This window comes from Kitasatospora sp. NPDC127060, assembly GCF_042724935.1.
In the GTDB taxonomy this organism is placed as follows: Bacteria; Actinomycetota; Actinomycetes; order Streptomycetales; family Streptomycetaceae; genus Kitasatospora.
Genome location: NZ_JBHXEG010000004.1, coordinates 82,098 through 95,279, shown reverse-complemented (window position 1 = coordinate 95,279; position 13,182 = coordinate 82,098). Strand labels below are relative to the sequence as shown.

Here is a 13,182-nt window from a genome sequence, read left to right as displayed (position 1 = left end):
AACAGGCCACGGGTAACGGATGACAGCTGACAGATTTCATCATCTGTCAGCTGTCATCCGTTTGTTGTTCGCCGTTCGCCGTTCGCCGTTCGGCGTCCTCGGCCCGCCGCTACCTCAACGGGTCGGCTTGGTGATCAGCAGCTCGGTGTTGTGGTCCTCCCCGGCGCCCAGCAGCGAGGAGACCCGCCCGTTCGGGTCGTTGTACGCCAGCTCGCGGTACAGCGCCGCCAGGTTGGTGTCCGAGGTGCTGCCGAAGTCCGTGGCGTACGGCGCGGCGGACTCGATCAGCGTGGTGAACAGCGACAGCGTGCCGTCCCCGTTGTCCGCGATCTCGATGATGCGCCCGTGCTGCGGGTAGTCGATGTGCGAGGCGGTGTTGATCTCCCAGAACGCCCGCTCCGGCACCGCGTGCCCGTGCGCCGTGATCTTGTTCATGTGGGTGTGCCCGTTCACCCAGCCGACCACGTTCGGGTAGCGCTGCAGCAGCGCGACCAGCTCGTTGCCGTCGTGCCGCTTCTCGAAGATGTTGCGCGGGTCCGGCAGCAGGTTGCCCATCGACCCACTGGTGTGGTGGCTGAAGACCAGGATCACGTCATCGGTGCTGCCACCCGTGACCCGGTTCCCGTTGGGGTCGTACCAGTGTCCGCTGTGATCCTTCAACTGCTGCTCCAGCCAGCGCAGTTGGGCGCTGCCGAGCGAACCGTCGGCGAACCCGGCCTGGTTGGTGGTGTCCAGGCTGATGCCGACGACCTTCTCCGAGATCCGGAAGGTGTAGTAGAGCTTGCCGCTGCTCACCATGTCCGAGGTGAAGCCGTGGCCGTACGGACCGGCACCGGTGACCGCCGGGTCGAGGTGGGCCTTGGCGAACTCCTTGAGCGTGAACGGGTGCCGGCGCTCGTCCGGGGTCACCCGCCGCACCGCCTCGCCGTTCGCGAGCAGCTTGGCGAGCAGCAGGACGGCGCCCGCCGGGTCGCGGCGCAGCGAGTCCATCAGCTGGGCGGCGGTCGCGTCGTCGCAGCCCTCCAGCTTGAGGCCGCCCGTGTAGAGCTCGTTCAGCAGCCCGAAGTCCGGCAGCGAGCCCTCGATGCTGTCGTCGTGGTTGCCGACCGTGGTGTACCAGGGGGTGTGCAGGCCCGGTGCGTCGAAGGGCCGGCCGGCCGCGGACAGGAAGCCGGGCAGCTGCGGGAAGCCCTTGGCCTTGTAGTCGTCGGCATAGGCGAGTTCGGGGTTCCAGAAGGCCGAGTTGCCGGAGTTCTGCACGCCCTCGTAGCGGGTCGGGTCGCCGGTGTTCTGGGCCAGCCGCCCGCCGCCCATGACGGTGAGGTACCAGTCGAGTTCGGCCAGCTCGTGGTTGTCGGTGTTGTCACCGGTGGCCATCACCATGCTGAACGGCATCCCGGTGTACGGGCCGCCGGCGAGCGAGTTGACCCGCTCGACGAGGGCCGAGACACCGCGGGCGTTCAGGGCCTCCTGCGGCCGGTAGGCGCTGTCGTTGGACTTGGCCAGGAACTCGAAGCGCACCGGGGACTCGGTGTCCACCAGGTGCAGGTCGCTGAACTGGACGAAGCTGGCCAGTCCGGTGCGGCGGTCGTCCCGCCCGGCGCCCGGCGCCGCGAGCTCCCCGCGCACCATCAGCGGCCACCCCGGCCCCGAGGCCAGCCGCTTGTAGGAGCCGGTGCCGGTCGGCGTGGCCACCTGCTCCAGGGTCGTCCCGGAGACGTTGACCGCCCGCGCGGCCGTGGTCGCCAGCGCCCGCTCGCGCGCCGCGGCCGAGGCGAACTGCGCGCCGCCCAGCGACAGGGCCGACCAGGCGGCGGCCACCGACGCACCGGTGAGGAAGGTCCGTCGTTTCATGCCTGCCACAAAAACCCCCACATGCTGATGGCCCGGTCGGGAGGAAGTCCCGTCCACCGGGCCTGAATGTCATGAACCCGCTTCTGGCGGACCGCCAGATTACCCATGGGTAGCCTCCGGGCGTTAGGCCCGTGCGGAGAACTCTTCGGGAACGCGGGCCGGCCTTTCCTCCGCAGCCCCCACAAGGGATGCCGGCCGCCACCCCGGTCGGGCCGGAGCCGGGGGGATGGGGGAAAATCGTCGGCGACGACGGCCGGACGGCCGCCGACGGAACGGGGGCCGGTGCGCGAGCGCCGACCCGCAGTACGGAAGCGAGGCGCAGGTGGCCGCAGCGGGAGCCGAGCCGGGAGGCCGGGCCGGCCAGCTGAAGAGCAGCGGCCTGCGGCACGGCTGGACGACGGGAGCCTGCGCCACCGCCGCCACCAAGGCCGCGTACACGGCGCTGCTCACCGGCCACTTCCCGGACCCGGTGGCCATCACCCTCCCCAAGGGGCAGCAGCCCGCCTTCGCCCTCGCCGTCGAGCAGCTGACCACGGCCGGCGGGGAGCTGACCGCGGCCGGTGAGGCGCTCGCCACGGCGGGCCGGGAGCGGACCAGTGCCATGGCCGGGGTGGTCAAGGACGCCGGCGACGACCCGGACGTGACCCACGGCGCGCTGGTCCGGGCGACCGTACGCTTCGGCGAACCCGGCACCGGGGTGGCCTTCCGGGCCGGCCCCGGAGTCGGGACGGTCACCAAGGCGGGCCTGCCGCTGCCGGTCGGCGAACCCGCGATCAACCCGGTGCCCCGGCAGATGATCCGTGACGCCGTGGCCGAGGTCGCGGCGGCACACGGTGGCAGCGGGGACGTGGTGGTGGAGGTCTCGGTCGACCACGGCGCGGAGATCGCCCGCTCGACCTGGAACCCCCGCCTCGGCATCCTCGGTGGCCTGTCCATCCTCGGCACCACCGGGATCGTCGTCCCCTACTCCTGCTCGGCCTGGATCGACTCGATCCGTCGCGGTGTGGACGTGGCCCGGGCGGCCGGGCGCACCCATGTGGCGGGGTGCACCGGTTCGACCTCGGAGAAGGTCGCGGTCGCCGTGCACGGGCTGCCCGAGGACGCGCTGCTCGACATGGGCGACTTCGCCGGGGCCGTCCTCAAGTACCTCAAACGCCACCCGGTGCCCCGGCTGACCATCGCTGGCGGTTTCGCCAAGCTGTCCAAGCTCGCCTACGGCCACCTCGACCTGCACTCGGCGCGCTCCCAGGTGGACAAGGGCTACCTGGCCGAACTGGCCCGGCGCGCCGGGGCGGACGAGGAGCTGGCCGCGGCGGTGGCGGCGGCCAACACCGGCCTGGAGGCGGTGCAGTTGTGCCGGGCGGCCGGGGTTCCGCTGGGGGACCAGGTGGCCGAGGCGGCCCGGGCGACGGCGCTCGGCGTGCTGCTCGGCTCGCCGGTGGCGGTGGACGTCATCTGCATCGACCGCGCGGGCACCATCGTCGGCCGGGCGGAGCCGCTCGGTCCGTGACAGTGGCTGGGTCCGTGACAGTGGCTGGGTCCGTGATGGCGCCCGAGTCCGTGATGGCGCCCGGGTCCGTGATGGTGCTCGGGCCCTGGACGGCGTCGAGTTGAGTGTCCCGTTAGGGCAAAAGAACCTCAGCAATATCGCATGGTGATGTGAAGATCCGATGCCCATACGGGGCGAGAAACGGACAAAGGTGGCTCCATGCCCGCCCTTGATTCTGGTGCCATCTCAACCATGAGATATGGTCTGCCGGGTGACAGGCGACTACCTCAACCGTATCGGCACCCTCATCCGTACCGCTCGTCAGCACCGCGGCTGGTCCCAGGCGCAGCTCGGCGAGGCGCTCGGCACCAGTCAGAGCGCGGTCAACCGCATCGAACAGGGCAAGCAGAACGTCAGCCTTGAGATGATCGCGCGCATCGGCGATGCCCTCAACAGCGAGATCGTCTCCCTCGGCTACTCCGGACCGATGCACCTGCGGGTCACCGGCGGCACCCGCCTCTCCGGCGCGATCGAGGTCCGCAGCAGCAAGAACGCCTGCGTCGCGATCCTCTGCGCCTCGCTGCTGACCACCGGCCGCACCACGATCCGCAGCGTCGCCCGGATCGAGGAGGTCTACCGCATCCTCGAGGTGCTCACCAGCATCGGCGTCAAGAGCCGCTGGCTGAACGACGGCCGTGACCTCGAACTCACCCCGCCGGCCGAGCTCGACCTCGCCGCGATGGACGTCGAGGCCGCCCGCCGCACCCGCAGCGTGCTGATGTTCCTCGGCCCGCTGATGCACCGCGCCCAGCACTTCGCCATCCCGTACGCCGGCGGCTGCGACCTCGGCACCCGCACCGTCCAGCCGCACCTGACGGCGCTGCGCCGCTTCGGCCTGGAGGTCGCCACCACCGGCGGCGCCTACCACGCCTCGGTCGAGCCGGGCACCCCGCTGGACCGCCCGATCGTGCTGACCGAGCGCGGGGACACCGTCACCGAGAACGCCCTGCTGGCCGCCGCGCGGCACGACGGCGTCAGCGTCATCCGCAACGCCTCGCCCAACTACATGGTCCAGGACCTCTGCTTCTTCCTGGAGAAGCTGGGCGTCCGGATCGAGGGCATCGGCACCACCACCCTCACCGTGCACGGCGTCCCGCAGATCACCTGCGACGTCGACTACACCCCGGCCGAGGACCCGGTGGAGGCGATGAGCCTGCTCGCCGCCGCGGTGGTCACCTCCTCCGAACTGACGATCCGCCGGGTGCCGATCGAGTTCCTGGAGATCGAACTCGCGGTGCTGGAGGGCATGGGCCTCGACTACGACCGGACCCCGGAGTACCGGGCCCACAACGGCCACACCCGCCTGGTCGACCTCACCGTGCGCCCGTCCAAGCTGACCGCGCCGATCGACACCATCCACCCGATGCCGTTCCCCGGCATCAACATCGACAACGTGCCGTTCTTCGCCGCCATCGCCGCGGCCGCGCACGGCACCACGATGATCCACGACTGGGTCTACGACAACCGCGCGATCTACCTCACCGAGCTGACCCGGCTCGGCGCGGACGTCAAGCTGCTCGACCCGCACCGCGTCCTGGTCCAGGGCCCGACCCGCTGGCGCGCCGCCGAGATGATGTGCCCGCCCGCACTGCGCCCGGCCGTGGTCATCCTGCTCGCGATGCTCGCCGCCCAGGGCACCTCCGTCCTGCGCAACGTCTACGTCATCAACCGCGGCTACGAGGACCTCGCCGAGCGCCTCAACTCCATCGGCGCCCAGATCGAGACCTTCCGCGACATCTGACGGATCGTCAACTCCCTGGCGGTTCTCAACTGCTGAGGCCGGTCAGCAGGATCGCCACGTCCAGCCCGGTGTTCAGGTGCTCCACGAACACCGGGTCGTTCAACGCCCAGGGCTCCGGGGGCCCGGGAGTGTCGCGCTGGAAGTCCAGGAAGCTCGCCAGGGTGGCCCGTTCGTCGGCCGTTCGCGGGGTGGTGGTGCGCTGATCGGCGGTCATCCGGCCATCCTGCCCAGCGATCGGCAACGCCGCCGACCATTCCACTGGCCGGACGTGCCACGCCGGACGCCACGCCGGACGGGCTACGGCAGTTGGGCCAGCTGCTCCAGCCACTCCACCGCACTCGGCACGTCCGGTGCGACCGGTACACCGTCCGGCACCGGAGGGCGCTCCACCACGACCACGGGCAGGCCGAGTTCACGGGCGGCGGTGAGCTTGGGCGCGGTCGCGGTGCCCCCGCTGTCCTTGGTGACGACCACGTCGATCCGGTGCTCGCGCAGCAGTGCCCGCTCGCCGTCGAGGGTGAACGGGCCGCGCTCCAGCAGGACTTCGAGCGAGGGCGGCATCGGCGGCTCGGGCGGGTCCACCGAGCGGGCCAGGAAGTGCAGCCCGTCCAGGTGGGCGAAGGCGCCGATGCCCTTCCGCCCGGAGCTGAGGAAGACCCGCCGGCCGAGGCCGGGCAGTAGCTCGGCGGCGGCCGCCAGTGAGGGCACGAGGTGCCAGCGGTCCCCGTCGACGGGCGTGAAGCCGGGTCGGCGCAGCACCAGCACGGGCACACCGGTGGCGGCGGCCGCGAGCACGGCGTTCTGCGACATCCCGGCGGCGAACGGGTGGGTGGCGTCCACCACGGCGGTCACCCCCTCGGCGCGCAGCCAGGCGGCCAGCCCGTCCGGACCGCCGAAGCCGCCGATCCGCACCTGTCCGACGGGCAGCCGGGGTCGGGCGACCCGCCCGGCCAGCGAACTGGTGACCCGCAGGCCCGCCCGGCCGTCCAGCGCGGCGGCCAGCGCCCGCCCCTCCGTGGTCCCGCCGAGGAGCAATACGTGTGCGGGGGCGGGCGTGCGGCCGGCCCGGGTCATGCGCCGCAGGGCTCGTGCGGCCGCTCGCGGTCCGCCGAGTAGAGGTGGCTGTCGCGGAACTGCTCGGCGGCGAGCGTGCGGCCGACGATGATCACGGCGGTGCGGACCACGCCCGCCTCCTTGACCTGCCCGGCGATGTCGGCCAGCGTGCCGCGCAGCACCAGCTCGTCGGGCCGGCTGGCCATCGCGACCACGGCGGCCGGGCAGTCCGCGCCGTAGTACGGCAGCAGCTGCTCGACCACGTCGTCCACGTAGCCGGCCGCCAGGTGCAGCACCAGCAGGGCGCCGCTGCGGCCCAGGGTGGCGAGGTCCTCGCCCTCGGGCATCGGGGTGGCGCGCTTGGCGATCCGGGTGAGGATGACGGTCTGGCCGACGGTCGGCACCGTCAACTCCCGCTTCAGCGCGGCCGCTGCGGCGGCGAAGGCGGGTACGCCGGGGACCACCTCGTACGGCACGCCGGCCGCGTCCAGCCGGCGCATCTGCTCGGCGACGGCCGAGAACACCGACGGGTCGCCGGAGTGCAGCCGGGCGACGTCGCGGCCGGCCTCGTGCGCGGCGACCAGCTCGGCGATGATCTGGTCCAGGTTGAGCTGCGCGGTGTCGACCAGTCGGGCGCCGGGCGGGCACTCGTCCAGCAGCTCGCGCGGGACGAGGCTGCCGGCGTAGAGGCAGACCTCGGCGCGGGCCAGGACGCGCTGGCCGCGCAGGGTGATCAGGTCGGCGGCGCCCGGGCCGGCTCCGATGAAGTAGACGGTCACGAGGCTTCCTCCTGGGGGGTGTTGGGCTTGACGGCGGACCACTGGGTGACCGGCATGGCCTGCCGCCACCCGGTGAATCCGCCCACCGGGACGGCGTGGGCGACGGCCAGCTTGACGAGTTCCCCGCCGTGGCGCCGGTACCACTCGGTGAGCAGCGCCTCGGACTCCAGCGTCACGGTGTTGGCGACCAGCCGCCCGCCTGGGCGCAGCGCGGCCCAGCAACTGTCCAGCAGGCCGGTGGCGGTGAGGCCGCCGCCGATGAACACGGCGTCGGGGGTGGGGAGTTCGGCGAGTGCGTCGGGCGCCCGGCCGGTCACGACCCGAAGCCGGGGCACGCCCAGGGCGGCGGCGTTGTGCATGATCCGCCCGGCCCGGACCGGGTCGCGCTCGATGCTGACGGCCCGGCAGTCCAGGTGGGCGCGCAGCCATTCGATGGCGATCGAGCCGGAGCCGCCGCCGACGTCCCAGAGCAGTTCGCCGGGGGAGGGAGCGAGGGTGGCCAGGGTGGCGGCGCGGACGTGCCGCTTGGTGAGCTGGCCGTCGCTCTGGTACGCCTCGTCGGGCAGGCCGGGGACGAGGGAGCCGCGCGGACCGTCGCCGAGTTCGACGGCGATCAGGTTCAGCGGGTCGCCGGGCGGGTGCAGCCAGTCGTCGGCGCGGCCGTCGACCTCCCGTTCGCGGTCGTGGCCGAGCTGCTCCAGCACCCGCAGCCGGGCGGTGCCGAAGCCGCGAGCGGTGAGCAGCGCGGCGACGGCGGCCGGGGTGTCGGCGTCGGCGCTGAGCACCAGCAGGCGGCGCCCGGGGTGGAGGGCGCGCGCGAGGGCGTCCAGCGGTCGGCCGACCAGGCTGACCACCTCGGTGGCCTCCATCGGCCAGCCGAGCCGGGCGCAGGCGTGGGAGACGGAGGAGGGGTGCGGCAGGACGCGCAGCCGGTCGGCGCCGACGACCTCGGCGAGGGTGCGGCCGATGCCGAAGAACATCGGATCGCCGCTGGCCAGCACGGCGATCCGGCGGTCGGCGTGCTGGGCGAGCAGCCCGGGGACGGCCGGGCGCAGGGGGGACGGCCAGGTGACGCGCTCGGCGCTGACGGCGTCCCGGGGGAGCAGGTCCAGCTGCCGGGAGCTGCCGATGACCACCTCGGCGGACTGCAGCGCGGCCCGGGAACCGGTGGCGAGGCCGGGCCAGCCGTCGGCCCCGATCCCGACGACGGTGATCGGAGGGGGCAGCTCGGGCACCGGGTGGCTCCTCGTCGTTCGTTCCTGCTGGCCGGGGCAGCCTACCTGGCGGTATGCGGGCGGGATCCGGCGAGGTGACGGCGGGCGGCGGACGACTCGCAGGTTCAGCGAACAGATTTCAGATGGTGAACTCTGAAAGCTGAACGCTGAACTCTGAACTCTGAAAGCTGAAGGCTGTCAGCTGTCCGGCGTCCGCCCTCAGCCCGCCGCCCTCACCTGTCCGCCCAGTCCCCGGAGGCGATCAGCGCCGGCCGCTCCCGCAGCCGGGCCTCGGCCACCGGCCCGGCCAGGTACACCCAGGCCTCGCGCAGCTCGCCGTCCGCCGTCCGTACCGCCAGCCGCCGTCGTACGTACAGCCCCGTTCCGTCCGCCCGGCAGTCCTCCAGGCGGTCCAGCGCCGCGAGCGCCCCGGGGTACGCTCCGGGGCGCAGGGTGACCAGCTCGCCCACGATCCGGCGCCCGGGCGCCGGATCCGGCACCGCGTACGGGAACCCGGGGCCCTCGTGCAGGGCCGCGCCCTCCAGCACCGCCGGGCGGATCTCGGCGCAGCGTCCGCCCAGGTGGCGGGCGTGGTTGCGGCCGCCGCTGCGCAGGGTGCCGTACACGAAGAACGGCAGCGAGGCCCCGGCCGGCGGGGCCTGCTCGGACGCGGACACGGGTTCGACCTCCTCGCTGAGGGAGCGCCCACGGTACGTCCCGCCGACCGGTCCGTGGAACCCACTGGCGCACCGGGTGCTCGATGCGCTGTCATATCGGATGTTCGGCCAGCACCGTCCTAGGGGGACACACATGACATCGCCCGCCTCGCCGCAACCGGCCACGACCCCGGCTACGGCCCCGGCAACAACCCCCGGCAGCACCCCGGTTGGCCCGTCCCCGAGCACACCCCCCACCCCCCGGCTCTCCGGCGCGGTCTGGCTGGCCCTCGCGGTGGTCTACGTCGTCTGGGGCTCGACCTACCTCGCGATCCGGATCGCGGTCGAGACGATGCCCTCCTTCTTCTCCGCCGGCGCCCGCTTCCTCACCGCCGGACTGCTGCTGGTCGGCTTCCTGCTGGTTCGGCAGGGCCCGGCCGCCCTGCGGGTGAGCGGCCGCCAGCTGGCCTCCGCGGCCCTGGTCGGGGTGCTGCTGCTGACCGGCGGCAACGGCCTGGTGGTGCTCGGCGAGACGTCCGTCCCGTCCGGACTGGCCGCCCTGCTGGTGGCCGCCGTCCCGCTCTGGATGGTGGTGCTGACGGCCTTCGGCGGCGGCGAGCGCCCCAGGCCGGCCGAGCTCGCCGGGGTGTTGCTGGGCCTGGTCGGCCTGGGGGTGCTCTCCGCCCCGGCGATCGGCGGGTCGATCAAGCCGATCGGGGTGATCCTGATCATCGGCGCCACCCTGAGCTGGGCGGTCGGTTCCTTCGCGAGCAAGAAGATCCCGCTGCCGGGCAACGTGCTGGCCGCGAGTGCCTACCAGATGCTGGCCGGCGGCCTCTGCGACCTGCTGGTCGGACTGGCCCGCGGTGAGCAGCACGGGCTCGACCTCGGGGCGGTCTCCGGGCGCTCCTGGCTGGCGCTCGGCTACCTGGTGGTGTTCGGTTCGCTGCTCGCCTTCACCGCGTACGCCTGGCTGTTGCGCTCGGCCCCGCTGACCCTGGTCGCCACCTACGCCTATGTGAACCCGGTGGTCGCGGTGCTGCTGGGCTGGCTGATCCTGGCCGAGCCGCTGACCGGCCCGACCCTGGCGGGCGGGTCGATCGTGGTGGCGGGCGTCTGCATGGTGGTGAGCGTCAGCCGGCGTCCGTCCGGTCGGGGCCCGTCCGACCGGCGTCCGGGGCGCCCGGTGAAGGCGCGGACCGGTCGCGGCTGAGCCGTCCCGGACCGTACGCGCCGTCGCGGGCTCCGGGCAGATCGTCCCGGCCACCTGACCGGGGACGATCCGCCCGCGCGCCCCACACGCCCCGCGCCCGCGCCCCTCGCAGCGGGGAAGGGCGCGGAAGGCGAGCGGGCCGGTCAGAGCGAGTGCGGCGGCTTCCCCGTCCACCAGTTCCCCGGTGCCTCGGGGTCGCTGCTGGTCCAGTACTCGATGATCGCGCCGGTGAACTCCTCGGCGGACAGCGTGCCGTCCCCGTCGAGGTCGAGGCGCCGGAAGGCCTCTTCGGCGTCGTCGCGGCAGAGCCCGGCGAAGTGGCCGCGCTGGAACACGAAGAACTCGCCGGCGTCCACCGTCCCGCTGCGGTCGGCGTCGGCGACGGAGAGGAAGGCCTCGGCCAGGGAGCCGAGGATCTCCCGGGCGGCCTCCGGGTCGTCGGCGAGCGCGGCGGTCGCGGCGACGAACTGCTCGCGGGTGATCGCCTCCGTCCCGGCGGGCTTTCCGGCGAGGTGCAGGTCGTGCCAGACCGTCAGGTAGGCGCGGACGATGACGGCCTCCGCCTCCGAGCCCTCCTGGTGGCCGAGCGAGCGGGCCACCGAGTGGCCCATCAGGACGTGGTCCCGCTCGGTGAGCAGGCCGTCCCCGTCGGCGTCGAGGTGGTCGAAACCGTGATTGATCTTTGCGATGAGCAGGTCGTCCGACAATGTGCCCCCTCCGGTGGCGGTCCGCGCGGCACGTCGAGTGACGGCACGTCGCCAGCACGCTAACGCCTCGAACCGGGCTCGCGCAGCCGAACGAACGCCGAACGGCAGCGCCCGCCGGGCCCGGTTCAGTCTTCCTGGTGGTCGGCCCAGACGTATGTCTCCGGCAGCAGGTCCGCCACCGGCAGGGTGCGCAGTCCGGTGCCCCGGCCGACGATCACCCGGGCCTTCGGGAAGTAGTCGAGCAGCACCTGGCGGCAGCGCCCGCACGGCGGGATCACCCCGCGCTCGCGGTCCCCGACCGCCACCACCGTGGTGAGGTCGTACGCCCCCTGGCCCGCGGCCGCGCCGATCAGCACCAGCTCCGCGCACGGCCCGCCGGTGAAGTGGTAGACGTTCACCGCCGTGACGATCCGCCCGTCGGCGTTGCGTCCGGCCGCCGCCACGGTGTGGTTGTCGCCCTTCGAGTACCGCCGGGCCACCTCCAGGGCCGCCTCCACGAGCTCCTGGTCGACGGGCTCCCGGTCGACGGGCTCCTGATCGGCGGACTCCCGGTCGACGGGCTCCCGGTCGACGGGCTCCTGATCGGCGGACTCCTGGTCGGCGGCCTCCCGGTCGACGAGCCCCCGGTCGGCGGCCTCGTGATCGATGCCGGACATCATCGGCGGTCCTTCCTGGTCGAAGCCGGAACCCTTCGATCATCACCGTTGCGCCCCCGAACGTGCCAACCCTTTCTCGGGCCCGGCCGCCGGTCACCACACAGTCCTTGTCGCTGAACCCGGGCGTCCAGCGCGGTGGCCGGCTCGTCCGCGATCAGCAGCCGGGGGCCGTTCGTCAGCGCCATCGCGATCATCACCCGCTGCCGCATCCCGCCGGAGAACTGGCGCGGGTAGTCGCGCAGCCGGGCGGCCGGGATGCCGACCCGGTCGAGCATCGCGGCCGCGGGCCGACGGGCCTCGGCGCGCCCGGCCCGCGGGTGGAGGGCTCGGATGGTTGATCGGTGATCGGTTGGAACGGGACGGTCGGAACGGGAGGGGGGCAGCGGGTCCAGCGCGTCCCGGACGGCGTCGCCGAGCAGGTTGAAGGCGAGCACGAAGACCAGCAGCGCGACCCCGGGGAAGACCAGGTAGGTCGGGTCGAACTGGAAGACTTCCGAGCCGCGCGAGATCGTCCGCCCCCAGTCGGGCACGGGCTCGGTGATGCCGACGCCGAGGAAGGACAGCGCGGCCTCGGAGGCGACGAAGGTCGGCACCGCCATGGTGGCGTGCACCAGCGGCTGGGAGCGGACGTTCGGCAGGAGTTCGTGCACGACGATGTGGAACCGGCTCGCCCCCTGTGCCCGGGCGGACTGCACGAAATCCCTTTCCCGGAGCGAGCGGACGGTGGCCCGCAGGGAAAGCGCGAGCGGAATCCAGCCGAATACGGAGAAAACCAGGATCAGCATCAGGAACTGCATCCACTCCGGTTCCGCGCTGCCCGGATCGACCAGCCGGGACTGGATCACCGGACTGAGCGCGAGCAGCAGGAGCAGGGTCGGAAAGGCCGGCAGCACGTTGGCCAGAAAGCCGAACAGCCGGTCCGCGATCCCGCCGAGACAGCCGACCGCGACCCCGGCCGGCACGCCGAGCGCGGTGGTCACGGCGGCCGGGGCCAAGGCGATCAGCAGCGAGGTGCGGATGCCGTGCAGCAGCTGGGTCGGCACCTCCCGGCCGAGGCCGGGGTCCAGGCCGAACCAGAACTCCCCGGAGCTCCCGCCGTTCGGCAGCATCGGCAGGCCACCATCGCTGAGCAGGCCCGGAGTGTTCTGGCCGTAGTGCTCGACCGGGTCCTTCCCGTCCAGGGCGGCGATCGGCGGCGCGGCCCGTGTGAGCAGCAGGAACAGCAGGACGACGGCGCTCGCGGCGGCGCCGACCCGGTCGCGCAGCACCCGGCGCGGCAGGCTCGATGCGGCGGGCCCGGAGGCCGTGCCGGTAACTGCGACTGTGTCGACCGCTGCCATGAGAGCGGTACTCCCCGAATTCTCCGCCGCCCGTGGGTGAGGGTGTGCTGGTGGGCATTTCCGAACCTCCGCCAGGGGTTTCCCGGCTGCTGTTCGAGTGACATCAGATCGGATGCGTCCGATGTTCCGCAAAGCACCGGAAGGCGCGCCGGTGGAATTCCTGCGGCACTGTGTCGGGAATTGTGGCGGCTTTATTTCCCGGTAGCACGGCCGTCGCAGGAGAACGGACATACCACGTCGAACCGGGCGGCCCGTTCCGCATTCCGAGACCTCCGCCGCAGCCCCCGCGGTGTTGGTACGATCCCGGTGGACCGCGACTGGCGCGTAGGGATGGAATCGACCATCGGGAAGCGGTCCCGTGAATCCTCACGTCGTTGCCGAGCGCCTGGGCCGCCCCAGCATCCCCACCAGGAGACCGCC

At 72.8% G+C, this 13,182-nt stretch carries 12 protein-coding genes and 1 riboswitch; of the genes, 3 read left to right on the top strand and 9 right to left on the bottom strand.

Annotated features, from left to right (window positions below; translation table 11 throughout):
• Positions 1-114: 114 nt before the first annotated feature.
• On the bottom strand, positions 115-1,854 hold the full coding sequence (locus ACFWIS_RS04365; RefSeq protein WP_380453290.1) for a TIGR03767 family metallophosphoesterase: 1,740 nt from the start codon (positions 1,852-1,854) through the stop codon (positions 115-117).
• Between the two features lie 226 nt (positions 1,855-2,080).
• Here ACFWIS_RS04365 and ACFWIS_RS04360 point away from each other — a divergent pair, with 226 nt between their 5' ends.
• Together ACFWIS_RS04360 and ACFWIS_RS04355 are read left to right on the top strand one after the other, a co-directional pair.
• Positions 2,081-3,364: a cobalt-precorrin-5B (C(1))-methyltransferase gene (locus ACFWIS_RS04360; RefSeq protein WP_380453288.1), complete on the top strand. Its 1,284-nt coding sequence runs from the start codon at positions 2,081-2,083 to the stop codon at positions 3,362-3,364.
• Positions 3,365-3,614: 250 nt separating this feature from the next.
• A complete protein-coding gene (locus tag ACFWIS_RS04355) occupies positions 3,615-5,144 on the top strand; it encodes a UDP-N-acetylglucosamine 1-carboxyvinyltransferase (protein ID WP_380453286.1) in 1,530 nt (509 codons plus the stop codon).
• A 25-nt stretch (positions 5,145-5,169) separates the two neighbouring features.
• Here ACFWIS_RS04355 and ACFWIS_RS04350 read toward each other — a convergent pair whose 3' ends face one another.
• From ACFWIS_RS04350 to ACFWIS_RS04330, 5 genes are all read right to left on the bottom strand, one after another.
• Positions 5,170-5,358, bottom strand: a complete 189-nt coding sequence (locus ACFWIS_RS04350; protein ID WP_380453284.1) for a hypothetical protein — start codon at positions 5,356-5,358, stop codon at positions 5,170-5,172.
• 83 nt (positions 5,359-5,441) lie between these two features.
• On the bottom strand, positions 5,442-6,218 hold the full coding sequence (locus ACFWIS_RS04345; RefSeq protein WP_380453282.1) for a cobalt-precorrin-6A reductase: 777 nt from the start codon (positions 6,216-6,218) through the stop codon (positions 5,442-5,444).
• Positions 6,215-6,976, bottom strand: a complete 762-nt coding sequence (cobM, locus tag ACFWIS_RS04340; RefSeq protein ID WP_380453280.1) for a precorrin-4 C(11)-methyltransferase — start codon at positions 6,974-6,976, stop codon at positions 6,215-6,217. Before cobM ends, ACFWIS_RS04345 begins: the two co-directional genes overlap by 4 nt.
• Positions 6,973-8,211: a precorrin-6y C5,15-methyltransferase (decarboxylating) subunit CbiE gene (gene cbiE / locus ACFWIS_RS04335; RefSeq protein ID WP_380453278.1), complete on the bottom strand. Its 1,239-nt coding sequence runs from the start codon at positions 8,209-8,211 to the stop codon at positions 6,973-6,975. Before cbiE ends, cobM begins: the two co-directional genes overlap by 4 nt.
• Before the next feature lie 212 nt (positions 8,212-8,423).
• Positions 8,424-8,867: a gamma-glutamylcyclotransferase family protein gene (locus tag ACFWIS_RS04330; RefSeq protein WP_380453276.1), complete on the bottom strand. Its 444-nt coding sequence runs from the start codon at positions 8,865-8,867 to the stop codon at positions 8,424-8,426.
• 133 nt (positions 8,868-9,000) lie between these two features.
• Between ACFWIS_RS04330 and ACFWIS_RS04325 the strand changes: the two genes are divergently transcribed.
• The gene (locus ACFWIS_RS04325; protein WP_380453274.1) at positions 9,001-10,059 is read left to right on the top strand and encodes an EamA family transporter; all 1,059 of its coding nucleotides are present in this window, start codon (positions 9,001-9,003) and stop codon (positions 10,057-10,059) included.
• Between the two features lie 143 nt (positions 10,060-10,202).
• Here ACFWIS_RS04325 and ACFWIS_RS04320 read toward each other — a convergent pair whose 3' ends face one another.
• From ACFWIS_RS04320 to ACFWIS_RS04310, 3 genes are all read right to left on the bottom strand, one after another.
• Positions 10,203-10,766 (bottom strand): EF-hand domain-containing protein, encoded by a 564-nt coding sequence (locus ACFWIS_RS04320; protein ID WP_380453272.1) that lies wholly within the window; start codon positions 10,764-10,766, stop codon positions 10,203-10,205.
• Between the two features lie 125 nt (positions 10,767-10,891).
• A complete protein-coding gene (locus ACFWIS_RS04315; RefSeq protein WP_380453316.1) occupies positions 10,892-11,263 on the bottom strand; it encodes a cytidine deaminase family protein in 372 nt (123 codons plus the stop codon).
• 158 nt (positions 11,264-11,421) lie between these two features.
• Positions 11,422-12,762 (bottom strand): ABC transporter permease subunit, encoded by a 1,341-nt coding sequence (locus ACFWIS_RS04310; RefSeq protein WP_380453270.1) that lies wholly within the window; start codon positions 12,760-12,762, stop codon positions 11,422-11,424.
• Positions 12,763-13,065: 303 nt separating this feature from the next.
• A riboswitch (ZMP/ZTP riboswitch) is annotated at positions 13,066-13,160 on the top strand.
• Positions 13,161-13,182 lie beyond the last annotated feature (22 nt).

Bases quoted from the DNA above. Each gene is read 5' to 3' on its own strand.
- ACFWIS_RS04365 (WP_380453290.1), bottom strand. From the start codon at position 1,854: ATGAAACGACGGACCTTCCTCACCGGTGCGTCGGTGGCCGCCGCCTGG.
- ACFWIS_RS04360 (WP_380453288.1), top strand. From the start codon at position 2,081: ATGGGGGAAAATCGTCGGCGACGACGGCCGGACGGCCGCCGACGGAAC.
- ACFWIS_RS04350 (WP_380453284.1), bottom strand. From the start codon at position 5,358: ATGACCGCCGATCAGCGCACCACCACCCCGCGAACGGCCGACGAACGG.
- ACFWIS_RS04345 (WP_380453282.1), bottom strand. From the start codon at position 6,218: ATGACCCGGGCCGGCCGCACGCCCGCCCCCGCACACGTATTGCTCCTC.
- ACFWIS_RS04325 (WP_380453274.1), top strand. From the start codon at position 9,001: ATGACATCGCCCGCCTCGCCGCAACCGGCCACGACCCCGGCTACGGCC.
- ACFWIS_RS04310 (WP_380453270.1), bottom strand. From the start codon at position 12,762: ATGGCAGCGGTCGACACAGTCGCAGTTACCGGCACGGCCTCCGGGCCC.